We start from the raw sequence: 21163 nt of genomic DNA, 5'->3' as shown, positions 1-21163 counted from the left end.
TATTAGAGCGATTTTAATCTAATGGTGTATGTGCGCTCAAGAGAGGCACCGGGGGCGATCGATACCCATTCAAGGGCCATGAAGCATGTCCCCTGGTAATTCGATTCAAAGCCCCCTTCTGATTGCGAAACGGTTTCTATCGGATAGCGGAGGAGCGTCACGGGCTTTTCGGCGGAAAATTCGGCGGTGAATTTGAAATATTCGTCGGTCATAGACCATTCGTCCACCTTGTCGGTCTGTCCCTCTGAATTCATGAGATGTTTATGCCCCAGGATAGTAACGTATCTGTCCGGTGCGTCGGCGGCGAGGAGCGTGAAGTTCCATTCGACACCGAAGACGAAATGGAGCCTCTGCGCTCCGGTATTTGAAATTGTGTATGTGCAGGCAATTTCCGGTTTTTTTGAGTTTATGGAAAATGTTTTATTTACCGAAACCTTGTGTCCGCTCTCGTGTGTTGTAAAGATACCGTTTCGTTCCAGAGCGATAATCCCTTTCTCTTTTTTCGTGCTGGCGGAAACTATGCCGTATCGCCCTTTCGTAAAATCAGACTGTTCCTTTGTTGTCATCTGCCAAAAGTCGTTGATCGTCGGCATGTAGTCGTGGAAGTGGTCGATGAAGGAGCGGCGAAGGTAGCGGTCGATAACGAGTTTTTTGTCGAGTCCCTCTTCCTTCATGTGAATTCTGTCGTGGATGGAGAGAATCTCCTTTTCGCCAGCGGCCTTTTGGTTTACGGAATCGATTATCTTCTGGTGGTACTCCTCTTCCCTGCGAGCGAGGACGTTGCTGAGGTTGAAGGAGGAGGGTTTAAAATCGAGTTCCACGAGGCTTCCGCCGTAAGATGGATCGATAACTGTGAAGATATCGCCTGTTTCCGCGATTATATTTTCGTCCTTCATCTTGAAGTAGTCGGCGGTTTGCACTTCAACCCATGTTTTGGTTTTATGCAATACCTTGCCAGCCTCATTGAGGGAGTCGATGAGATTAGTGTGTACGGCGTGGCGGAGGTTGCTCAGATAGAGGCCTCCGAACAGGCCGTGCCAGTAGGGGCAATTGCACTGCCCCCTGTAGAGAGGGGCGTTGATGGCGGATATTCTTGCTTTCCCCTTTAGCATGGAAGAGGCCTTTTTCGCACGTTCGGAAACGTAGAGCATTTTTTTGTGAAGGATGTTTGCTTCATCGTATTTGACCATGAAGTTGTCCCAAAGCCCTCCCCGCAGGAATGGCATGTACTGCTCCCTTTTGTTTTCCATTTTCAGCTCTTCGAGGATCTTTGAGTACCGGTTCGCGGTTTTTGGGGCGAGTGTCCAGTGCATCATCTCCTCGTATGAAGCGGGCGGGAGGTATATTTTTCCTTTTGCCGGGAAACGGTCGATATATTCCGAGTAGAAGATGGTCTCAACATCATCATGATTGGCAGTTATTGTTTCAAGAAAGCGCTCAAGCCATTTGCGCGTGTATACCCAGTCGTACGTTTCCGGCCAGAGTCCGAACTTTTCGCCGTCGTCGCCATAGGTAATTGCGGTGGTTCCATGCTTTTCCTTTGAACTCTTGAAATAATTGATTGTTTCTACCGGCTCCTTGAACGGGATCGAGTAGCGCAGGAATTTGTCGATTGGGAAGATGGCGGTGGTGAAGCCATGTTTTTCGGTGATGTAATATCCGTTCATGTCATTTTCCGTCAGGCCCGCATAATAGAAGTGGGTATCATCGAGCAGTGTGAATTCGATGCCTGCGCGGTATAGAACCTCCGGAAGGGACGGATCCCAAATTCTTTCCGCCAGCCACGCGCCCCGCGGCCTTTTGCCGAAATGTTTTTCAACCCAGTCGTTCATCATTTCCAACTGTCCCACAGCATCCCGAACCGGAAGGGAGGAGAGGATCGGCTCGTAAAAACCTCCGCCGAGGATCTCCACCCTGTTGGCGGAGACCATCTCCTTCATCCTGTCGAGATATTCCGGACGGTTTTTTTCGATCCATTCGAGCAGAGGGCCTGAATGATGGAGTGAGAGGCGCACTGAGGGGAAACGGTTAAGGGTGTCCAGCAGGGGGGAGTAGCATTTTTCGAAGGCTTCTTCGAATACATGCTCAAAATTTCCGACCGGCTGGTGGTTATGCAGGCCAAAGAGGAAGTAAATTTTGTTCATTGATATTCTATATTTCCAAATAATGCGTCACTATGCTGGAAAACGCTTTAAAGGCGAAGTTAAAGCACGGCTTTTTTCGAGATCACGACAATGCCGGAATCCGTAACAAAAAAACGTCTCCTGTCTTCGTCCAAATTGTATCCGATATCAGTGTTTGGGGGTATGGTCACGAATTTGTCGATAATTGTCTTCCGGATCTTGCAATGTCGTCCGACATTGACCCCCTCCATCAGGACTGAGTCTTCCACCAGCGTATAGGAATTGATCCTTACAGTAGGGGAGAGAACGCATCTGTTTACCCTCCCTCCTGAAATAATGCAGCCTTCGGAAACCACCGAATCGGTGGCGATACCCATTCTATCCTTGTCCGCGAACACAAATTTTGCCGGCGGGTGAGGCGGGTTGAATGTATATACAGGCCAGTTTTCATTGTAGAGATTTATAACCGGTGTGACGTCTACAAGTTCCATGGATGCCGCGTAATATTCATCAAGATTGCCTACATCGTGCCAGTATCCTCTCTCCTTGTCTTCAAATCCCGGAATCGAGTTTTGGGAGAAATCGTACGCATACACGGCATTGTTTTTATAGTTTGAGGTAATGATGTTTTTTCCAAAATCGTGCGCGGTCTCCTTCTCCGCATCTACGGTTACCCACTCGATCAGGCTTTCCCTGTTGAAGATGTAATTCCCCATTGAGACAAGGGCCATCCCCGGATTTCCCGGTATCTCCACCGGGTTTTCCGGTTTTTCCTGAAAGCCGATAATCTTCCAGTTGTTATCCACCTCCAGTACACCGTATGAGCGGGCAAGTTCTACCGGTTTGGGAATAGCGGCAATCGTAAGGTCCGCTTCGTTTGCGATATGAAAAGTCAGCATCTGGCGAACATCCATTCTGTAAATGTGATCTCCTCCGAAAATGAAGACGTAATCCGGGTTTTCATCGTAGATAAGGTTCAGGTTTTGGTATATTGCGTCAGCCGTACCGCGGTACCAATTGTTGCCAGTTCGCATCTGTGCAGGCACGGGGTCTATGTAAAGGCCGAAACGAGGGGAGAGCTGCCATCCGCTTGCCAGATGTTTGTTCAGCGAGTCGGATTTGAACTGGGTCAGTATCTTTATCTTGAATATATTGGAGTTTATGAAGTTGCTTAGAACGAAGTCAATGATGCGGTACCGCCCTCCAAAAGGGACGGCAGGCTTTGCTCTGTCGTTTGTAAGCGGTTTGAGTCTCTCTCCCTGTCCGCCTGCCAGAATCATCGCAAGTACTTGCACGGGACCCTCTCATCGAAAACATTATGTCTGTATATAGTATAGAGCATTTATGGATAGTAATATCTTAAATAGAGGTAAAATTTTGCATATTTTACCGGGAGTGGGAAAATGTTAATGTGTTAGTAGGGTATTCCGATAAGATGTTTGTAAAGGATGTTACATATGGAAATTAATTCTATTTATGGAGTACTGGGAATTACAAACGCCGGCAAGACCGGAACCGCAAAAGTTCCATCCGGACTGAAGAAAGCCGCAGAGGGTGCAAAGTCTTCTCATATGGACAAAGTGGATATCTCCTCTTCCGGGGGTCTTAGCGCACTTTCCGATACGGCAAAATCGCTCATGGATGAATTGAAAAAGGCGATTCTCGACACTATTCCGCAGATGGGTGAAAGCGCGTCGGTTTCGAGCCTTAATTCCATTGCAGGCACCCCTTTGGATTCGTTTGTTTCTGACCGGTTTGCCAACTTGAGCCAGGAAAACAAGCAGGAGTTCATTTCCTATTTTAAGGCTGTTTCCAAAACCTCAAAAGGTTTTGTATCTTCCGAGGTGATTTCTCAGGCTTTCGGAGGTTCCGTAGATGGAGCGGAGGCTTTTCCCAGGATGATCGCATCGGTTACAAGCAGTCTGGAACGTTACCTCTAATTAAACCTGGATAAAGGCGTATTCAATATTCAATAAAGTTTCCCGCCTCCAACATCTTGATTTTCAAGGCTAAAAGTTGTAATATTGCACTGTCTATAAAATATTGCACGTTATACACTTTGAGAGGAAAGCATTTTGAGAGGGGTTATCCGTATCTTTTTGATATTATTGGCAATATCAGTTACAGCTTTGCCAGGAATTGCGAATGCTTCCAAACCCCAGATAGTAAATATCAATGTAAAGGAGCGCTTTGAGAGGCTCTTCGTTTCTGCCAACCTTGATGGTGCGTTCAGCAAGAGTGTAAAAGAGGCCCTGATCTCCGGAATGCCGGTTTGTTTTTCATACAACATCAACTTGAAGAAATCCCGCATGCTGTTCTGGGATAAAAACGAGAAAAGCCTCAGGATCCACAAAATCGTAAAGTACAACTCATTTACGAAAGAGTTTAACGGTTTTGAAGTGGTATCGGAAAAAGCGCCGAATCCCGTTGAATTTGAAAAAAAGCTGTCAGCCATGATGGATATGACCTCCAAATCGCCTTTTTCCGAAAAGCCGACCGCGATGTGGGATAAGACCGGTCAGTATCATGTGTTCAAGGACATCTTTGCCCTTGAGATGTGGATGGATAATGTTCGGAACGTTTATATCGGCAAGACCGGGAATTACTCCTCCAAAGGGAAGTATTATGTGCAAGTAAAGGCTGAGCTGGCCTCCAGGCCGGCCCAGAACGCGCTTAATTACCTTTTTTATTTCATGCCGTTTCTCGATCTTGATACTCCCTGGGAGAGCTCAAAGGCTTTCATGATGAAAGGTGCAGGCAACCTGTCAACAAGATTGGCGGGTAGCGTAACTCAATGATCCGGCTTTTAAAAGCCATTATCCCCAGGCTCCAAACTTTCTTTTCCGGTAGCGGGGAAGATCTCTCTCCGCAACAACAGTCGGCAAAGAGACAGCTTCGCAGGGTAGCCGCGTTCGGGCTTGTTATATTTTTCACTATCGTAATTACCGCGCAGCTGCTGTTTCAGGGGAACCGAGCGGAAATCCCGGTAGCCAATAATCTCCTGATCCTTTTCCTCCTGAACATCAATATTATCCTCCTTATTGTCATGGTGGTTCTCGTAGGGCGAAACCTTGTAAAACTCTACCTTGAGAGGGAAGGGAAAGCCTTTGTAAAGAAGTTCCAAACAAAACTGGTAATCTCGTTCATCACGATAACCCTGATACCGTCGCTCCTTCTGTTCATCGTTGCCAGCGGACTGATTACCAACAGCGTGGATAACTGGTTCAATGAAACAGTAGAGGATTCACTGAAGGATTCTCTGGAAGTTGCCGAAACGCTTTACACAAGTTCGGAGCAGGCCGTATCGGTAAAGGCTTCAAAGCTTGCCCAGTACATACAGGAAAAAAGAATGCTGAAGGCGGAAAACGCCGTCTACCTGAAAAATACCGTCAGCAAGAGTATCGAGGAGTATGACGTTGAGCGGGTGATAGTATTCGACAAGAATTTCGAGGAGCTAGCGCATTCGGTAAAGCCAGGCATTGTGAAAATGAAGCCGATGATATTCGACCCGACTTCCTATTTTGAACTGGAGAAGGGGACAACTATCCATAAGACTAAGATCGGGAAGGGCTCTTCCAATGTATATTCGCTCGCTCCAATAATGGAAAAGGGGGGGGCGCTTGACGGCGCGGTTTTTCTGGCGAATTCAATAGACAGATCAGTCGTGGAAAAGATCAACGCAATTACCAAAACGTTCGACGAGTACAAGCAGTTAAAGCTCCAGAAATTTCCGATCAAGGCCATTTATGAAGTTACTCTGCTTCTAATAACGATGCTGATTTTCTTCGCGGCGATATGGTACGGATTCTATCTTGCAAGAGAGATCACGGTCCCTATATACAAGCTTGCGGAGGCGATGGAGAAGGTAACCGAAGGAAATCTAACGGTAAGGCTCGAAGAGAGATCAAAGGATGAAATCGGATTCCTCATCAACTCCTTTAACAGGATGACAGCGGAGCTTGAGTCGTCAAGGTCGGACCTTGTGGTTATCAATATGGAACTGGATAGGCGTCGAAAATATATAGAGACCATTCTAGCGAAGATCACGACCGGCGTTGTTTCTGTCGATAACCGTGGGAGAGTGACTACCTTTAACAGCGCGGCAACAATGATATTGAAGATCAAGGAGAACGAACCGATCGGAAAATATTATGAGGACGTGCTCGACTCCCTGAGGCTGGAACCTGTGAGAAGCCTGATGCGCGAAATGGGGAAAGGGGAAAGGGAGTCCATTGAAATGGAAGTGAAAGTGACGATTGACGATGTGCAAAGGACGCTTTTGGTGCATGTCTCGACATTGAAGGACGTAGGAGGGAGTTTTCTCGGTCTTGCCGTGGTGTTCGACGATCTGACGGCGTTAATAAACGCTCAAAAGACCGCCGCCTGGCGCGATATAGCCCAGTTCATGGCCCATGAAATAAAAAACCCGTTAACGCCTATCAGGCTTAATACGGAAAGGCTTATAAGGCAATATAAGCAGGGATCAACCAATTTCAGCAAGATATTTGAAAGTTCAACCCGCGCGATCATCCAGGAGGTTGATGTTCTGAAAAAACTTGTGGACGAATTTAGAAAGTTTGCCCAATTGCCCGAAGCGAAGCCGACCATGGTGCCACTGCATGAAATTATCAGCGACGTGATCGGGATGTACAAAGGCGCAAATCCGGATATCAAAATATCCCACGACTTTGACGCATCGATAGGCCTGGTGCGGCTTGATGCGGAACAGATTCATCGCGTATTCAGAAACCTCATCGAAAATTCCATAGACGCGATAACCGGGAGCGGCGGGATTGGCGAAATAGATGTGCAGACTAGAAAGGATACGCAGAATAACAGGATATTAATTGAGATACAGGATACCGGCCCGGGAATCGACGCAAATGATCTGGATAAAATATTTCTCCCCTATTTTTCGCTGAAGAAAAAAGGTTCCGGGTTGGGTTTGGCAATAGTGAACAGGATAATTGCCGACCATGAGGGACACATAAGGGTTAAGAACCGATCGCCTCATGGAACGATAATGGCGATCGATTTCCCCATAGTCTAAGGAGATTTCGCACAATAGTTTTATTGCATATAAAGCTCCACCATTACTGATGCCAAGATACCTGTTGGTAGTATGGCAGTCAAAAAACGAAGGAATCAAATCCCTTCGATAGTGAATTTTTTGTCAGTAAAATTGAAATCGACCAGTATATTTTTCTTTTCAGGAATATTCACAGTATCTTCGAAGTGATAGTAGTCTTTTCCGTCATGCATTCGCCCGTCTTTCATGAGTATTTTAATCGAATGCGTTCCGGATGGTACGACTTTGCGATGATGGATGAATGCCGGACCGTCTTCTCTTAATCCAGCGGGATATATTGTTTTATCAACGATGGTTTTCCCATCAAGGCTCATAGTCACATACATCGGGAGGCGGTCCCTGCTGCTGCATTGCTTTGCGGCATTTCTTCTCATATGCGGTCGGCGATCGGAAATTTCCTCCTTGAATTTTTCGAGTTCGGCTTCATCGCACTCGTGCCTTTTCGCGGTTGAGTGTTTGAAGTCCAGGATAAGCATAGATTCATTCTCTTCGTGCATTTTCAAAATGGGATGTGTGGAAAAATTGTAGACTATCAGGAAAGGGAGCGCCAAGATCACGAATCCGAATGCGGATATGCGGTTCGTGCCGGTTGAGAACGGTAGAGTAACAATGTGCATTCCTGCTTTTTTTAATTTTTTAAGAGGCATGATGTTTTTCTCCTTTCAATTCCTTTTTTATGTTTCTAATTTCGTCTTCCAGGGCCTTTACGTCAAGAGGCGAGACCCGCAGTATGAACAGTTTGGATTTGTGTTCATGGTCGTGTCCCATTGCGTCGTATTTGCCAATAATGCTTTCTTCCTGCCTCATCCCTTCGCGATAATGACAGTCCAGGGTTCGGCACCCGACAACGATCATGCCGCCTGCTCCAAATTCGAATGTATCCTTTATGATGGTCTCGTTTATTACGCCGACGCATGTTACCGGGATGGCAGGCATCCCTTCGATATTGCTCATCTGCTTTAAGTCTGGCGTCAAGATGCTTCCCAGGTCTACGCTCCTTTCACATATGAAAACGGTGATAACCGGTTCCGATTTCGGTTGTGTGGATTGTGCCGCGGCTATCCGGTTCTTGATCTCGTGCAGAAAATCCTTTTGAGTTTGATCCTCAAGATAAATCGCGTTGTAATCGCAAGCCGTCAGGCAAAGCATGCAATCTGTGCATACATTGTGATCGATTACGAAATCGCGTCTGCTGGGATCGCCTGGATGAGAAAGAATGTTGATAGCTTCAAAAGAACAGGCCTTCAGACAGAGGTCGCATTCAGTGCAGTGCTCTATATCAATCCAGACCTTGTCTTCTGGAAAGGGGAGACTTTTAGCTAGATGCTTGCGGGCTTTTTTTTTACGTCCTCGTCTTCCATTTCTTCCTCGTCTTTAGGAGGGTCTTTAATGAACAGGGGGAGAACAAAAAGCAAAGCGAGCGATGCGATTATGATTGAAAGCACTTTCCCGAAACTGATATCAAAAAGCTCGGGGATCGCTATTGGGAACATGTAGAACCAGTCGATTTCCATTTTCGTGATGAGTACGGAAAGATCGGCGTGTTCAAGGCTTACGGCCGGTTTCAACAGGGAGAGGGCAAGGAAGAACGCAAAGATCGGTATTGCAAGCCCCTGAGGCGGCCCAAGGAGCGGTTTTGATACCCTCATACAGTGAACCCATGCAAGTATAAGTATACCGATTGGAACCGCTATGTGCATGAATGTCATAACGAAAAAGATCATGGAATTCACGGATGAATTGGACAGCAAGTTTCGGGAAATAGGTTCCGCGGATATCGGTAGCATATCGAGCGCCTCTGCCGCGTATGTGGCAATTAATTGAGCTTTTTGATCCCAGACAAGGAAATATCCACTAAGGCCGGTTACCCAGAAAGTCGGAATAATAGCCACGCCGGTAAACCACGCCAGCATCCTGGTTTTGCGGAACCTGTCCATAAAGAGGACATGGAAAACATGGAAAGTTAATGTTACAAGCATCAGATCGGAGGCATACCTGTGAAACGATCTTATAATGCCGCCGTAATATTTCTGGTCGATGGTAAGGTATTGAACCGATTCATAGGTTCTCTCAGGAGACATGTCGTAAAAGAGGAAAAGGTAACCGCCAGTAGCCAGTAGAATCCAGAAGAGCAGAAAGTTGGTTGCTCCGAGAAGATACATGGGGTTAAGAATCGGAGTGAAAAGCTTATTCAGTATTTCCTGAAGAAAGATTATCAAGGAATATCCCGGTCTGAGCAGAGCTGGTATCAGTCTTTTCCTGGTAGCTTTAAATTGTTTCATTTTGCCAGAACTCCTTTCTTCTTGAGTTCAATATAACCGAATGAGCAATCAGCCTGTATGACTTTTGTCAGATTTGTGCTTGTATCTGGAGAAAAAATTTGTGATCTGTTCTCGAAAAAATAACAGTAGCGTTAGAAGTATCAGTGCATACTCGATGATGTAGGTGCCTATCAGCAGATAGTCGGTTTTGTAGACGTTATTTCTTGCGTCGTAGTACGAACATGAGAGTACAACCTTGTTTAAAAAGAGGGAAAACTTGGTAGGCACGAGGTTGCCAGCCAAAGCGTCCTTTATGGAAGCCTCAACTTCTTTTGGGGAGAAATCAGTTCCGTAAAAATGTTTCATTACTTTTCCATCGGCTCCGAACAAGGTAAGCCTGTTGAGATGGCTGAAACCGTCATCGTCTTTTTTATATGTGAAGCCAAGCTCTTCGACCATGTCGGCAATGGAATTGAGGCTTGCAGTCACGAAATGCCAATTGCTGAAATCGGAAGTGAAGTCAAGCCCATATGCTTTAAGTTTTTCAGGTGTATCCTTGATGGGATTGAAGCTTACAGAAAGGATAACAAATTTTCCAAGCAGTGACGGGTCCATTTTATCCATCAGATCCTGCAGAGAGTAGGACATCATGATGCACATATCAGGGCAATCAAGATAGATGAAATCAAGCAGGACTATCTTCCCCTTAAGGCTATGGAACATTAAGTGTTCCCCATCCTGAGTAACCAGCCGATAGTTGTTGATGGTTCGTCCTATGGAAGATTCGGATCGTTCAATAACCTTTTCAGTGTCGGACATCTCAATGGTGTTCATGTCGATGTGATTCATGGGCATTTCGGCCGTTGAGCCGTCGGAGACAAAAAAGGTGAACAGAAGTGCGGACAATAAAAAAAGCCTACCGGCGCCTTTTAAGGGGCGCCGGTAAGCCGTAAGTCGTGATGTTAAGTATTTTTGCAATTCAGACCATTAGACCTTTAGCCAACTTTCCAGACGTCCGTGAGGTACTTCCAGTTGAGCAGGTAAAAGGCTACGAATGTAAGCAAAAATATGTAAATCATTATTACCGAGCCTTTCGGCCTTTCTTCTTCTTTCAAATCTTGCATTAAAATCTCTCCTTCCTTAAGCAGGGACCTTTTTGCCGATTAAAAGCGTAGCGACGGCGATAACGCAGAAGAGCGCACCACCGAGAACCATTACGATTCCGCCAACACCCATAACCAGAAGTCCCACGTTAGCCATAGCATCGTAGCTTACTTGGAACGGTGCGTCTGCACCGTACATATCCCAGTGCCTGCGCGATACGCCGAATCCACCAACGAACATCATCGCGCTCGAGAATACGATAGCGCCGATGCCGAAGAGGTAAGGCTGAATTGCAGCAAGTTTCTGGAAGGCAATTTCCCTAAGACCGATCAATGGGAGAACATAATATGTAATACCCATAAAGGCCAGAGTGGTACCGCCAACTACTGTTCCATGGAAGTGACCAGGAATCCTGAGGGTGTTGTGAGCAATGATGTTGATCTGCTCAGTACCGTAAACAACACCGGTAATTCCGCCAATGAAACCAAAGCAGAAGAGTGAAATGGCAAGAGATGAGAACCCTGGGTTGCCCCATGGAGCCTTCTTGAGCCACTCAAACGCGCCTTTGGTGTATCCCTTTCTCCTTAGCGCAACTTCAACAGCCGCAGGTACGGAGAAGGCGTGCATCATGGAAGCCATAATGGCAAGGTGCATGAAGTAGCCTGTGTTCCACTCCTTGTGAGCCGAGCTGAGGCCCGGATCAACCAGAACGTGATGCTCTGAAGGAATAAGAACGAAAAGGATGTAGAAGATAAACGCGGTCCTGCAGTACTTCTCGCTGACGGGTGTTGCGCCGACAGTAAGGGTAGCCAGGAGGTACCAAACAGCGATCATCGCACAGAGGTTGATCTGCTGTGACGAGTGGCCGAATGCCCAGAAGACAAGCCTGTAAATTTCAGGATCCATCATCGGGATAAGGCCGAGCGACCAGAGCCATGTAGGAATCATGACGATGGCGCCGTGAGCAAGAACAAGTACTGCGATGGCTGCTGCGGCAAACGCGCCGTAAACAACCAGCGGAAGCGAACCTTCATATGTTTTTTCGACTTTTGCCATTGCGATAGTGGCAAAGAATACGAAACATCCGATAAGAGCGCCTACTGCAAAGAGGATAACCCCAAGGTAGTAGAGGTGATGCGCCATCAGCGGAACATAGGAGGTGAACATAACGTCGGCTCTTCCAAGAAGAACTTCAACGGTTATCATAGCGCCGCCAACGGTCATAAGGAGGTACTGCACCCACGCAAGCCATGGCACAGCCAAGCGGGCGTTGAGCAGAACTGCTCCGGCGAAATACAGAACCGCCATTTCAAAATATATTATCCATGCGATAAGAACTGCAATTCCGTGCAGTGTCAGCAAGCGATAGAAAAACGCTTCCGGTAAAAGGTGTATTGCCTGCCAGCGTGTAAGAAGCATGAGAAGGCCAAGAATACCGCCGACCAGCAGAAATACAACTGCTGTTACGGCGTTGACCATAATCAGCCTCTGTGCCGGAAGGTGCACTTTTAGCCCTGTAGTAGCACAGGTCCTGAAATTATCAGACATTGTATCCCTCCCCTAAGACTCAACTATGATTTTTCCGATCATCGTGTGGTGTCCGATGCCGCAAAATTCGTTACAAACTATAAAGAAGTCGCCAGATGTGGTCGGGGTTATTTTAAGGACATGGTCCCAACCCGGAACAACCTGGAAGTTCATGTTAACCGGCTGAACAGAGAAGCCGTGGTTCAGGTCAACCGAAGAAAGGTGGACACGGTATGTCTGTCCCTTTTTCAGCTTAAGAATCGGCTCCCAGGAGTACGATGATGCCCTGATAAAAACATCAGCGTTTGCTGGTGGCGCGACAACCGCGATGCCAGCCTCTTCTCCAACCTGGTACTGTTCGATGAAGGCATCGGTCTGCCTGTCAAATTGTTCTGCTGTTACTTTGTAATACTCACTGGATACGTTTTGCTCACCGACAAAGTGCCACCAAGGCATCAATGCGGTAAGAAGCAAAGCCCAAACTAGTGAGACGGTCATCCATGTCTTTTCGTCCTTGTCCATGGGCACGTCCCACCAGTATTTCTCCGGTACGTTAATGCTCATTAATCGCTCCCCTATAAAAAATTTTATTTACTTAACCAGCGGTGAAATACCTGCTGAACCAAGTTCCATAAGACCCCAAACTGTGTATGACGCGAACAAGATTGCTGCTCCGATAAGAAAGATCAGCATAGTGTCATCGTAAAAGACTTGCCACGCGGAAACCTTTTTACCTCCACTTCCTTGCTGCATAGAATCACCCCCCCTCAAAAAAATATATCTAAAACGTTAAATTACTTACATGGAACGAAATATGGGAAACCGCCGATTGGTGCGTAAATATTGATCATATTCGTGGTCACCCCTATAACAAACCATAGCATCTATATAAAAATACTTAGATAAGAATACTTGGTTAATTTAAAAAGGTCAAATATTTGTGAGATGCCTTGTTTTGAAGAAATCCTTGACTGAGACCTCATTTTTTATCCATATTCCCATCATTATGAAAACTTGCTTCAGTAATGGCGAAAATGTGAATAAAAACAAATAGATAAACCAGGCAGATTGCGGCTGGGGGTAGTCCCAGGTAATGTAAATAATACGGTAAAGTGAAGCAAACTGGTACGAATTTGAACTGTTTTATTTAGGGACTAAAATGTCTTTTATTTTTTTTATTCCGGTGCATCCAAAGATGTTCAAAATACAAACATATTTTGTTTAATGGTTTTGCAAGATGGCAGGTTTGGCAGATGGAATTACAATGTAACCAGATATGGTGAAATGTCTGCGATTAAAAGAAAACTTGAACGATCTCCCTTTTGCAAATTTTCCAGGAAAAGGGAATAACCTGTTTAATTCAGACCTTACTCGATCCTGTCTTGCGGTCAGGACATTGTGGCGATGTTTCGCGCGATTCTTGCCACTCTCCTTGCGACGGTTTTCTTGTGTAATACACCTTTGGTAGCAGTCTGATCGATAAGGGATTGAGCTCTTTTGAACTCCTCCTGAGCTTTTGCCTTGTCCCCTTCTTTTACCAGCGCCAGCACCTTTTTGGTAGCTGTCGCAACATTGCTTTTATAGCCCTGATTCCGCTGCTGGCGTTTCGCATCCTGTTTAGCCCGTTTCTGAGGCGATTTATGTCGTATCATTTTTTGTAAAACACTCCTAATAAAAAAGAAAGATTATAACCTCATTTCCGGAAAAGTCAAACAAAAGCCTGAATAGACGATTATTATCGGTTGTGGAAGGTTTTTTTTGCTAGTAAAATCGACCCTGTGGTCGAAAATAAACATCTCCCGGTAGTTCTCTGCATTCTTGACGGATGGGGAAAGAGCGAGTCCGATGTTGGCAACGCCATAGTCCAGGGTAAAACCCCTGTTTTTGATGACATAGATCTAAAGTTTCCGCCAACTTCTATAAACGCCTCTTCGCGATTCGTTGGGCTTCCTGACGGGCAGATGGGGAACTCCGAAGTCGGGCATCTGAACATCGGCGCCGGGAGGCTGGTACTTCAGACATTGCCGATGATAAACACAGCTATTTCTGACGGGACGTTCTTCACCAATCCTGTCATTGATCTTGGCATGAAAAAGGCGCTTGAAAGCGGAAAAGGGTATCACCTTCTTGGTCTGGTCTCTTATGGCGGTGTTCATAGCCACATTGATCACATTGAGGCGTTCATAAAAAAAGCGGGCGACATGGGGCTGGAAAAGGTGTTCATTCACTCCCTGATGGACGGGAGGGATACACCGCCGGACAGCGGCCTCGGCTATATGCAGAGCCTTATGGAGAGATTGAAAAAGCATGGCGTCGGCAAGGTAGCGACAGTCGGAGGCCGGTATTACGGCATGGATAGGGATAAAAGGTGGGAGCGGGTTGAATCGGCGTTTCGCGCCATCGTACATGGTGAATCGGATTATATTGAACGTGACCCGGTCGAGGCGGTGAGAAAATCGTATGGGCGAGGGGAGACGGATGAATTCATCAAGCCGACAGTGATTGCCGACAGTTCCGGTAATCCGCTTGGGAAGATGGGGGATGGCGATATCGTACAGCTTTTCAATTTCCGGGCGGACCGGGTGAGACAGATAACGGCGGCTCTGTTCCAGAAGGACTTTGATCAGTTCGACAGGGGAGAGATGCCTCTACTGCAGGTACGTACCATCACTGAGTACGATGAGACCTTCCATCTTCCGGTTGCCTTCGACGTAAAACAGCCGAGGAACAATCTGGGGGAGTACCTTTCCGGTTTGGGGATAAAACAGTTCCGCACCGCAGAAACGGAGAAGTATGCGCACGTAACGTTCTTTTTCAACGGCGGGGTTGAAACCCCATATCCGGGTGAGGTTAGGAAGCTTATCCCCTCCCCAAAAGTCGCTACATACGATCTCCAACCGGAGATGAGCGCCGAAAAGGTTGCTGACGAAGTGGTCAAGGCGGTACGGTCGGGAGAGTATCGGTTGATAACGGTCAATTTTGCCAACGGGGACATGGTTGGGCATACAGGTGTATGGGAAGCGGCCTTGAAAGCGGTTGGTACAGTTGACGCCTGCGTCGGAAGGGTAAAACGGGCCGTCGAGGAAGCTGGCGGATGGCTGATAATCACTGCCGACCACGGGAACATTGAAGAGATGATAGGCAAAAACGGGGAACCTATAACCTCCCACAGCACGAATGTAGTCCCTTTTTATATTGTCGGGCCGAAGGCTCTGAAACTGAGGGATGGAGGAGGGGCGCTTTGCGATATAGCTCCAACAGTTCTTGATCTGATGGGGCTGAAACAGCCGGAAGAGATGACCGGCGTTTCATTGATAAAAAAGTAATGCCGCAAAGAAGAAAAACCTATGAAAATCTCGGCGAGTTCATTGACGCCCTTGAGAAAGAATGTGAACTTGTACGGATCCTTGAGGAAGTTGACCCGATACTTGAAATAACAGAGATCGCCGACCGGGTTTCAAAATCTCCGGGGGGGGGGAAGGCTCTTCTTTTTGAAAATGTAAAGGGGAGCGATATGCCTCTACTCATTAACGGCTTTGGAAGCGTTAGAAGAATGGCGATGGCACTTGGCGTCGAATCTGTCGAAGATATCTCAAGCCAGATAAGCGCGCTTTTAAATATCGCTCCGCCGGAGTCGCTTATGGACAAGATGAGGATGATCCCTGTCCTGATGGATCTTGCGAAATTCCCCCCGCGGAAGGTTTCAGGGCCGGCCCCGTGCCAGGAGGTTGTATACAAGGGTGACGAAGTTGATCTCGATATATTCCCGGTTCTTAAGTGCTGGCCGGATGACGCCGGGAGGTTCATCACTTTTCCTCTCGTATTTTCAAAAGGGCTCGACGGGAGGAGAAACCTCGGCATGTACCGTATGCAGTTGTTCGACCGGAAAACGACCGGGATGCACTGGCATATCCATAAGGATGGCGCGCATCATTTTCATGAATATAAAAAAGCGGGAAAGAAAATGGAGGTCGCTGTCGCGATAGGCTCAGACCCGGTTGTCACATACTCCGCGACCGCCCCGTTGCCAAGAGGGGTGGATGAACTCCTCCTGGCGGGCCTGATAAGAAAGAAGCCGGTCAATATAGTCAAATGCCTTACAGTGGATATCTTTGTCCCCGCGGATGCTGAGATAATTCTTGAGGGGTATGTTGATCCATCTGAAGAGCTGAAGATAGAAGGCCCGTTTGGCGACCACACGGGATATTATTCGCTGTCGGATCATTACCCGGTGTTCCATGTAACCGCCGTTACGCACAGGAAAAAGCCTGCATATTTCACAACGATAGTCGGGAAACCGCCGATGGAAGATTGTTACATGGCGGAGGCAACGAGCAGGATCTTCCTCCCGATGCTCAAGACCGTGGCGCCGGAGATAGTCGATTACAAACTCCCTTGGGAAGGGGTATTCCACAATTGCGTGCTGGTCGGAATGGAGAAGGAGTTCCCGGGCGCCGCCCAAAGGCTCATGAGCGTTATGTGGGGAACCGGCCAGATGAGTTTTGCGAAGATGATACTGGTACTCGACAGTGGGATTGATCTTGGGGATTACCAGGGTGTGCTTGAGACGATGCTTCGCAACATAGATGTTTCTGCCGATCTCACGGTGACCGAAGGGGTGCTGGATGTTCTCGATCACTCAGCACCCAATCCTCTGCGCGGATCCAAGCTCGGCATCGATGCAACCGGGAGATTCAGGGGGGAGAGAGAGCGTAATTTACCTAAGCTGGAGACGCTGGATGAAAACGTTATCCGAAAAGAGATGGTCAGGCTCGGGATCGCAAGTTTCAATATCCTTGGAGCGGACCTCCCAAACAGGATTCTTGTCTGCGCTGTGAACAAGCGGAAAGAGGGGAAAGCGAAGTCGAAATTCGACGAGATCATTAAAGGCCCCGCTGGGGGGATGGTAAATATTCTTCTCTTCGTCGATGAAGGGATAGATACCGCAAACCTGTCGACAGTGGCCTGGAAATTCTTCAACAATACCGATCCCGGACGGGATATCATTTTGCAGGAGAACAAACTAATGCTGGACGCCACGAAGAAGCTGGCGTCCGACGGGCATTCAAGGGAATGGCCCGCCGATATCGAAATGTCTGCTGAAATAAAGAAAGGGATAGACCGGTTATGGCCGAAATTGGGGATAGATACCTAAATCCTCTGCTGGGGAGCATCCTTGAAAACAAGCTGAGCGAGGTGAAGCTCAGCGAGTCGATCTTGCCGATGAGAGAGCTCAAGGCTATGTCGAAGGATATCCCTGCTCGCAGGCCGTTTGCCAGGAGTATTATGGCATCCAGCGCAAGGCACAGGATAATAGCCGAGGTAAAGCGGATTTCTCCCGGCACCGGTTTTTGCAGGAAGGATTTTGATCCGGCTGCCATCGCGTCGGGCTACGCTTCCGCTGGCGCCTCGGCTATCTCGGTTCTTACCGATACCCGCTTTTTCGGCGGGTCGCTTCATATACTTGCCACGGTACGAAAAGAGGTTTCAGTTCCTGTTTTGAGGAAAGATTTTATCATTCATCCGTACCAGGTGTATGAAGCCGCCGTCTATGGAGCCGATGCGGTATTGGTCATGGCGGTTAACTTTAAGTCGCGGAGCGAGATAGAAGATATCTGCGGTATCGCATCGGATGTCGGGATCGAAATTCTGTTTGAGATACATGGCGAAGAGGAGCTTGCGCTTCTGCCGAAAATTCCCGTATCGGTGGGGATAAACAACAGGGATTTTAGAAGTCCCGGCCTGACAGTCGATATTGGCGTGACAAGAAAGGTTGCTCCACTTGTTAAAAAAGGGGGGCTCCTTGTAAGCGAGAGCGGCATCAGGGATATGAATGTCGTAAAGGAACTTGAAGGGGCGGGGATTGACGCTTTTTTGATCGGTTCCGCGTTCATGGAGCAGGCAGACCCGGGAAAGGCGCTTGGAGATTTTCTTGCTGGCTAGGTTTGCTCCATTAACTTTTGAGCGACGACTCCTTCATCCAGTTCCCGAGCATATCCAAAAGGATAAAGAACGGTATCCCAAAAATGATGTTCAGCACAGATTGAATGATAATGTTCCAGAACGTTAAGGAAAGCGATATCGGCGTATCGAAAAAACCGGAAAGAGCAGTCTTTAGTATCATCGAGTCTGTCAATGTTGAAAGGAAAACCAGAACTGCCCAAATTACCGGTGAGTTGCCGATGATCGTGTTTGATTCGCCTACAATGCCGGAAAAAAAACCTATCAATCCTTTTGTAAGGAAATTTATTCCAAGAAGGCCGTAAGACAGAAGATCCTGCGTGAGGCCAAGCAGTATACCAATCTGGATACCCCGAAATTTTTCAAATCTCAATCCGCAATAGATAGCTATCAGTAGTATAGTATCGGGCGCGAGCGAACCGAACATTTTGAAAAAAGTCGTCTGGAGTATGATGACTGTGGTGAACACCAGTGAAAAGACAAGCAGTATCACGGAAGTTTTTTACTCCTCGGTTTTTTCATTAATGATTCATCCTTTTCTATCTTTATAATTACCATTACTTCCTCGATATGCTTAAGGTCGGCGGTTGGTAGAAGCTCAGCCTTGAAGAACAGTCTTCCACTATCCTGCGAAATTTCGGAAATTTTTCCAACCCTGAGGCCCTTTGGGAAAACCCCGCCAAGGCCTGAGGATATCAACTCGTCTCCGACTTTCGCACTTTCATTGATAGGGAGATAAAGTATTTGACATGTTTTTTTATTTTGCCCGACGATTACGCATTTCTCCCTGCTCTCCGCGACGTACGCGTCGACTGCGCTCCTGGAATCGGTGATAAGGAGCACCTTTGAGGCGGTGGTCGAAGCCTCGACGACACGCCCTATCAGCCCCTTGTTTGAGGTGACAATGTTATTTTCCTGCACACCATCCCTTATTCCCTTGTTTAATACGACTGTTTGAGACATGTTAGTGGAATCCCACCCGATTACGTCAGCGACTATCATGGTGGCGTCTTGTATAGGGTTCGAGGAAACAAGTTCCTCGATTCTCTTGTATCTTTTCAGTTCTTCCTTAAGAAGATGATTATTGAACTGTTCAATTTCCAGATTTTTCTTCAGGATGTCGTTTTGTTCAGCCGTGTTCCTTAAATCTATGTAGTGAGTCCATACATTAACGGTTTCGCGAATAACGGAAGAAACCATTTTTTGCAACGGCGACGAAACGGTAAGGGCCGCTCGTTCAAGGAAGTTGGATGGGCCCCTGTTTTTAATATTATTTGCCATTATCACGGAGGCAAATATAAAAAGCGCTATTAATAGAAGCAGGTTTTCGTATGACTGGAAAAGTCTTTTCATAAAGAACTATTCTAGCCTTAAAAGCTGAAATTTTGAGCCGAAATTACAAAAACTGGTAAATAATCTTTTAAATTGCAACCTGTTTCAGCAAATCAAGTTCTTCAAGGGTTCTTCCCGTGCCTAAAGCAACCGCTGAAAGAGGATCCTCCGCAACGATTATCGGCAAGCCGGTCTGTTCGCGCAACAGCATGTCGAGGCCCTTTATGAGTGCTCCGCCGCCGGCAAGGACTATTCCCTTGTCCACTATATCAGCCGCAAGCTCAGGAGGTGTTCTCTCCAGAGCGGTTTTTACCGTATCGACTATCACTGTTATTACTTCGCTTAAAGCTTCTCTCACTTCATCGTCGGTAAGGAGAAGGGTCTTCGGTATGCCGGCAACCAGATCCCGCCCTTTTACTTCCATGGTTTTTGGCTCATCAAGCGGATATGCCGAGCCGAGGTTTATTTTTATCTCTTCGGCCATTCTTTCGCCTATCAGGAGGTTGTATTTTCTCTTTAGATAGTTGACGATCGCTTCATCCAGCTCATCGCCGGCTACGCGCACCGATTTTGAATAAACTATTCCAGAAAGAGATATAACGGCGACTTCCGTGGTACCCCCTCCAATGTCGAGGATCATGTTGCCTGAAGCACTTTCGATAGGAAGCCCCACTCCAATCGCGGCGGCCATAGGCTCTTCTATTAGAAATACCTCGCGCGCACCGGCGCTCATGGCAGAATCTCGTACGGCTCTCTTTTCAACTTGGGTAATGCCGGAAGGAACGGCAATTATTATCTTGGGCATCACCATGGTTTTGCGGTTATGCACTTTCTGAATGAAATATCGGAGCATTGCTTCCGTGTATTCAAAATTCGCAATAACTCCGTCTTTCATCGGCCTCAGGGCTATTATCGAGCCAGGAGTTCGGCCAAGCATTTTCTTCGCCTCGTGACCTACGGCCATGACCTTCTTGCTTTCAGCATGGACAGCTACGACGGAAGGTTCCCTTAAAACGATGCCCCTGCCGCGCGCAAACACAAGTGTATTGGCAGTTCCCAAGTCTATGGCAAGGTCGTTGGAGAAGTATCCCAAAATCGAATCGAATATCATGTTTTATTTATTTTCCTTAATAATTGGTGCAGATTGATAATCCAAGAAATGTACCAGTATTTAATGCTATCTTCAAGAAAGGAATTATCCGTTCGTGTCGAGCCTTTCAATAATAGGCATCATTATCTTCTCGCCTGGGTGGATGTTTTCGAACTTCCTCTCCTTGTTGTAAAGCTTCACAAGCCACATTGGAGCATCGTAGGTCTCATTGCAAAGGGACCAAAGAGACTGTCCTTTTCCGACGATAAGCGGCTCCACTTTCTCAACCTTGTAAACCTCGAAAAAGTCTTCATACAGTCCAAGGTGGTATTCGTACCTGTTCTCCTCAAACCTTTCCGCGGTAACGACCGTCAAAGGTATCCTGATTTTTTGCCCGAGGATTATGTTTCGTCGTCTTCCCCAGTCGTTCAGCCTTTGAATCTCCCGCACGGAGACGCCTGTCCAAAACGAGTAATGACCGATAGTCTCTTCCGGGAGTACCCGTATGACTCCGTAATCTTTCTCTACCTTGACGAATGCGTATTCGGCCATGGATGGCGGCTCAGGACGAGGTTCGAAATCGAAAATCTTCATCTTGGTTAGGAGAACAAGATCCCTGTCGTAATCCTGTTCCGAATTTTTATTGAAAGTATAGCTTGCATACTCGGCCTTGGGT

General features: G+C 47.1%; 21 protein-coding genes. 7 read left to right on the top strand and 14 right to left on the bottom strand.

The window, feature by feature from the left end; genetic code table 11:
• Positions 1 to 2: 2 nt before the first annotated feature.
• Both OEY64_09595 and glgC read right to left on the bottom strand, forming a co-directional pair.
• Positions 3 to 2144, bottom strand: coding sequence for a DUF1926 domain-containing protein (locus OEY64_09595; protein MDH5543204.1), 2142 nt, complete (start codon positions 2142 to 2144; stop codon positions 3 to 5).
• 59 nt (positions 2145 to 2203) lie between these two features.
• The gene (gene glgC / locus OEY64_09590; GenBank protein ID MDH5543203.1) at positions 2204 to 3403 is read right to left on the bottom strand and encodes a glucose-1-phosphate adenylyltransferase; all 1200 of its coding nucleotides are present in this window, start codon (positions 3401 to 3403) and stop codon (positions 2204 to 2206) included.
• A 177-nt stretch (positions 3404 to 3580) separates the two neighbouring features.
• On the opposite strand from glgC, the gene OEY64_09585 reads away from it, so the two are divergent.
• The 3 genes from OEY64_09585 (at position 3581) to OEY64_09575 (ending at position 7173) form a co-directional block, all read left to right on the top strand.
• Positions 3581 to 4063 carry a hypothetical protein gene (locus OEY64_09585; protein ID MDH5543202.1) on the top strand — a complete coding sequence of 161 codons (483 nt, stop codon included), beginning with the start codon at positions 3581 to 3583 and terminating at the stop codon, positions 4061 to 4063.
• A 159-nt stretch (positions 4064 to 4222) separates the two neighbouring features.
• Complete coding sequence (locus OEY64_09580; GenBank protein MDH5543201.1) at positions 4223 to 4921, top strand: DUF4390 domain-containing protein; 699 nt, start codon at positions 4223 to 4225, stop codon at positions 4919 to 4921.
• On the top strand, positions 4918 to 7173 hold the full coding sequence (locus tag OEY64_09575; protein ID MDH5543200.1) for an ATP-binding protein: 2256 nt from the start codon (positions 4918 to 4920) through the stop codon (positions 7171 to 7173). The genes OEY64_09580 and OEY64_09575 overlap by 4 nt, the downstream gene beginning before the upstream one ends.
• 95 nt (positions 7174 to 7268) lie before the next feature.
• Here the strand turns inward: OEY64_09575 and OEY64_09570 are convergent, their stop codons facing one another.
• Together OEY64_09570 and OEY64_09565 are read right to left on the bottom strand one after the other, a co-directional pair.
• Positions 7269 to 7859, bottom strand: a complete 591-nt coding sequence (locus OEY64_09570) for a hypothetical protein (GenBank protein MDH5543199.1) — start codon at positions 7857 to 7859, stop codon at positions 7269 to 7271.
• On the bottom strand, positions 7849 to 8361 hold the full coding sequence (locus OEY64_09565; GenBank protein ID MDH5543198.1) for a hydrogenase iron-sulfur subunit: 513 nt from the start codon (positions 8359 to 8361) through the stop codon (positions 7849 to 7851). Before OEY64_09565 ends, OEY64_09570 begins: the two co-directional genes overlap by 11 nt.
• 18 nt (positions 8362 to 8379) lie before the next feature.
• Here OEY64_09565 and OEY64_09560 point away from each other — a divergent pair, with 18 nt between their 5' ends.
• The gene (locus OEY64_09560; GenBank protein MDH5543197.1) at positions 8380 to 8535 is read left to right on the top strand and encodes a hypothetical protein; all 156 of its coding nucleotides are present in this window, start codon (positions 8380 to 8382) and stop codon (positions 8533 to 8535) included.
• On the opposite strand, the gene OEY64_09555 is transcribed toward OEY64_09560, so the two are convergent.
• From OEY64_09555 to rpsT, 6 genes are all read right to left on the bottom strand, one after another.
• The gene (locus OEY64_09555; protein MDH5543196.1) at positions 8532 to 9494 is read right to left on the bottom strand and encodes a cytochrome b N-terminal domain-containing protein; all 963 of its coding nucleotides are present in this window, start codon (positions 9492 to 9494) and stop codon (positions 8532 to 8534) included. The two genes, OEY64_09560 and OEY64_09555, sit on opposite strands and share 4 nt — an antisense overlap.
• Positions 9495 to 9542: 48 nt before the next feature.
• A complete protein-coding gene (locus OEY64_09550; protein ID MDH5543195.1) occupies positions 9543 to 10379 on the bottom strand; it encodes an SCO family protein in 837 nt (278 codons plus the stop codon).
• Positions 10380 to 10468: 89 nt separating this feature from the next.
• Positions 10469 to 10597: a hypothetical protein gene (locus OEY64_09545; GenBank protein ID MDH5543194.1), complete on the bottom strand. Its 129-nt coding sequence runs from the start codon at positions 10595 to 10597 to the stop codon at positions 10469 to 10471.
• Positions 10598 to 10613: 16 nt separating this feature from the next.
• A complete protein-coding gene (locus tag OEY64_09540; protein ID MDH5543193.1) occupies positions 10614 to 12125 on the bottom strand; it encodes a cbb3-type cytochrome c oxidase subunit I in 1512 nt (503 codons plus the stop codon).
• Between the two features lie 12 nt (positions 12126 to 12137).
• A complete protein-coding gene (locus OEY64_09535) occupies positions 12138 to 12668 on the bottom strand; it encodes a cytochrome C oxidase subunit II (GenBank protein MDH5543192.1) in 531 nt (176 codons plus the stop codon).
• An 824-nt stretch (positions 12669 to 13492) separates the two neighbouring features.
• A complete protein-coding gene (gene rpsT, locus OEY64_09530; protein MDH5543191.1) occupies positions 13493 to 13756 on the bottom strand; it encodes a 30S ribosomal protein S20 in 264 nt (87 codons plus the stop codon).
• Positions 13757 to 13882: 126 nt separating this feature from the next.
• Between rpsT and gpmI the strand changes: the two genes are divergently transcribed.
• Genes gpmI through OEY64_09515 form a run of 3 tightly spaced genes read left to right on the top strand, consistent with a single transcriptional unit; the run spans position 13883 to position 18047 of the window.
• Entirely contained in the window at positions 13883 to 15430 is a 1548-nt protein-coding gene (gene gpmI / locus OEY64_09525) for a 2,3-bisphosphoglycerate-independent phosphoglycerate mutase (GenBank protein ID MDH5543190.1), read from the top strand.
• Positions 15430 to 17259 (top strand): menaquinone biosynthesis decarboxylase, encoded by a 1830-nt coding sequence (locus OEY64_09520; GenBank protein ID MDH5543189.1) that lies wholly within the window; start codon positions 15430 to 15432, stop codon positions 17257 to 17259. The genes gpmI and OEY64_09520 overlap by 1 nt, the downstream gene beginning before the upstream one ends.
• Positions 17232 to 18047: an indole-3-glycerol phosphate synthase TrpC gene (locus tag OEY64_09515; GenBank protein ID MDH5543188.1), complete on the top strand. Its 816-nt coding sequence runs from the start codon at positions 17232 to 17234 to the stop codon at positions 18045 to 18047. Before OEY64_09520 ends, OEY64_09515 begins: the two co-directional genes overlap by 28 nt.
• A gap of 10 nt (positions 18048 to 18057) precedes the next feature.
• On the opposite strand, the gene mreD is transcribed toward OEY64_09515, so the two are convergent.
• From mreD to OEY64_09495, 4 genes are all read right to left on the bottom strand, one after another.
• Positions 18058 to 18558: a rod shape-determining protein MreD gene (mreD, locus tag OEY64_09510; GenBank protein MDH5543187.1), complete on the bottom strand. Its 501-nt coding sequence runs from the start codon at positions 18556 to 18558 to the stop codon at positions 18058 to 18060.
• Positions 18555 to 19418, bottom strand: coding sequence for a rod shape-determining protein MreC (gene mreC / locus OEY64_09505; protein ID MDH5543186.1), 864 nt, complete (start codon positions 19416 to 19418; stop codon positions 18555 to 18557). The genes mreD and mreC overlap by 4 nt, the downstream gene beginning before the upstream one ends.
• A 67-nt stretch (positions 19419 to 19485) precedes the next feature.
• Positions 19486 to 20508 (bottom strand): rod shape-determining protein, encoded by a 1023-nt coding sequence (locus OEY64_09500; GenBank protein ID MDH5543185.1) that lies wholly within the window; start codon positions 20506 to 20508, stop codon positions 19486 to 19488.
• An 84-nt stretch (positions 20509 to 20592) separates the two neighbouring features.
• On the bottom strand, positions 20593 to 21163 hold a 571-nt coding region (locus tag OEY64_09495), incomplete at its 5' end, for a hypothetical protein (GenBank protein ID MDH5543184.1).

The organism is Nitrospinota bacterium, assembly GCA_029881495.1.
Classification (GTDB): domain Bacteria; phylum Nitrospinota_A; class UBA7883; order JACRGQ01; family JACRGQ01; genus JAOUMJ01.
Note: the sequence above shows the minus strand (reverse complement) of the source record. Positions and strands in the feature narration are given on the sequence as shown.

Excerpts from the sequence above, each read along its gene's own strand:
- OEY64_09595 (MDH5543204.1), bottom strand. The coding sequence starts at position 2,144 with ATGAACAAAATTTACTTCCTCTTTGGCCTGCATAACCACCAGCCGGTC.
- OEY64_09520 (MDH5543189.1), top strand. The coding sequence starts at position 15,430 with ATGCCGCAAAGAAGAAAAACCTATGAAAATCTCGGCGAGTTCATTGAC.
- OEY64_09585 (MDH5543202.1), top strand. The coding sequence starts at position 3,581 with ATGGAAATTAATTCTATTTATGGAGTACTGGGAATTACAAACGCCGGC.
- OEY64_09515 (MDH5543188.1), top strand. The coding sequence starts at position 17,232 with ATGGCCGAAATTGGGGATAGATACCTAAATCCTCTGCTGGGGAGCATC.
- glgC (MDH5543203.1), bottom strand. The coding sequence starts at position 3,403 with ATGATTCTGGCAGGCGGACAGGGAGAGAGACTCAAACCGCTTACAAAC.
- OEY64_09535 (MDH5543192.1), bottom strand. The coding sequence starts at position 12,668 with ATGAGCATTAACGTACCGGAGAAATACTGGTGGGACGTGCCCATGGAC.
- OEY64_09555 (MDH5543196.1), bottom strand. The coding sequence starts at position 9,494 with ATGAAACAATTTAAAGCTACCAGGAAAAGACTGATACCAGCTCTGCTC.
- rpsT (MDH5543191.1), bottom strand. The coding sequence starts at position 13,756 with ATGATACGACATAAATCGCCTCAGAAACGGGCTAAACAGGATGCGAAA.
- OEY64_09500 (MDH5543185.1), bottom strand. The coding sequence starts at position 20,508 with ATGATATTCGATTCGATTTTGGGATACTTCTCCAACGACCTTGCCATA.
- OEY64_09565 (MDH5543198.1), bottom strand. The coding sequence starts at position 8,361 with ATGCTTTGCCTGACGGCTTGCGATTACAACGCGATTTATCTTGAGGAT.
- OEY64_09540 (MDH5543193.1), bottom strand. The coding sequence starts at position 12,125 with ATGTCTGATAATTTCAGGACCTGTGCTACTACAGGGCTAAAAGTGCAC.
- mreC (MDH5543186.1), bottom strand. The coding sequence starts at position 19,418 with ATGAAAAGACTTTTCCAGTCATACGAAAACCTGCTTCTATTAATAGCG.
- OEY64_09570 (MDH5543199.1), bottom strand. The coding sequence starts at position 7,859 with ATGCCTCTTAAAAAATTAAAAAAAGCAGGAATGCACATTGTTACTCTA.
- OEY64_09545 (MDH5543194.1), bottom strand. The coding sequence starts at position 10,597 with ATGCAAGATTTGAAAGAAGAAGAAAGGCCGAAAGGCTCGGTAATAATG.
- OEY64_09575 (MDH5543200.1), top strand. The coding sequence starts at position 4,918 with ATGATCCGGCTTTTAAAAGCCATTATCCCCAGGCTCCAAACTTTCTTT.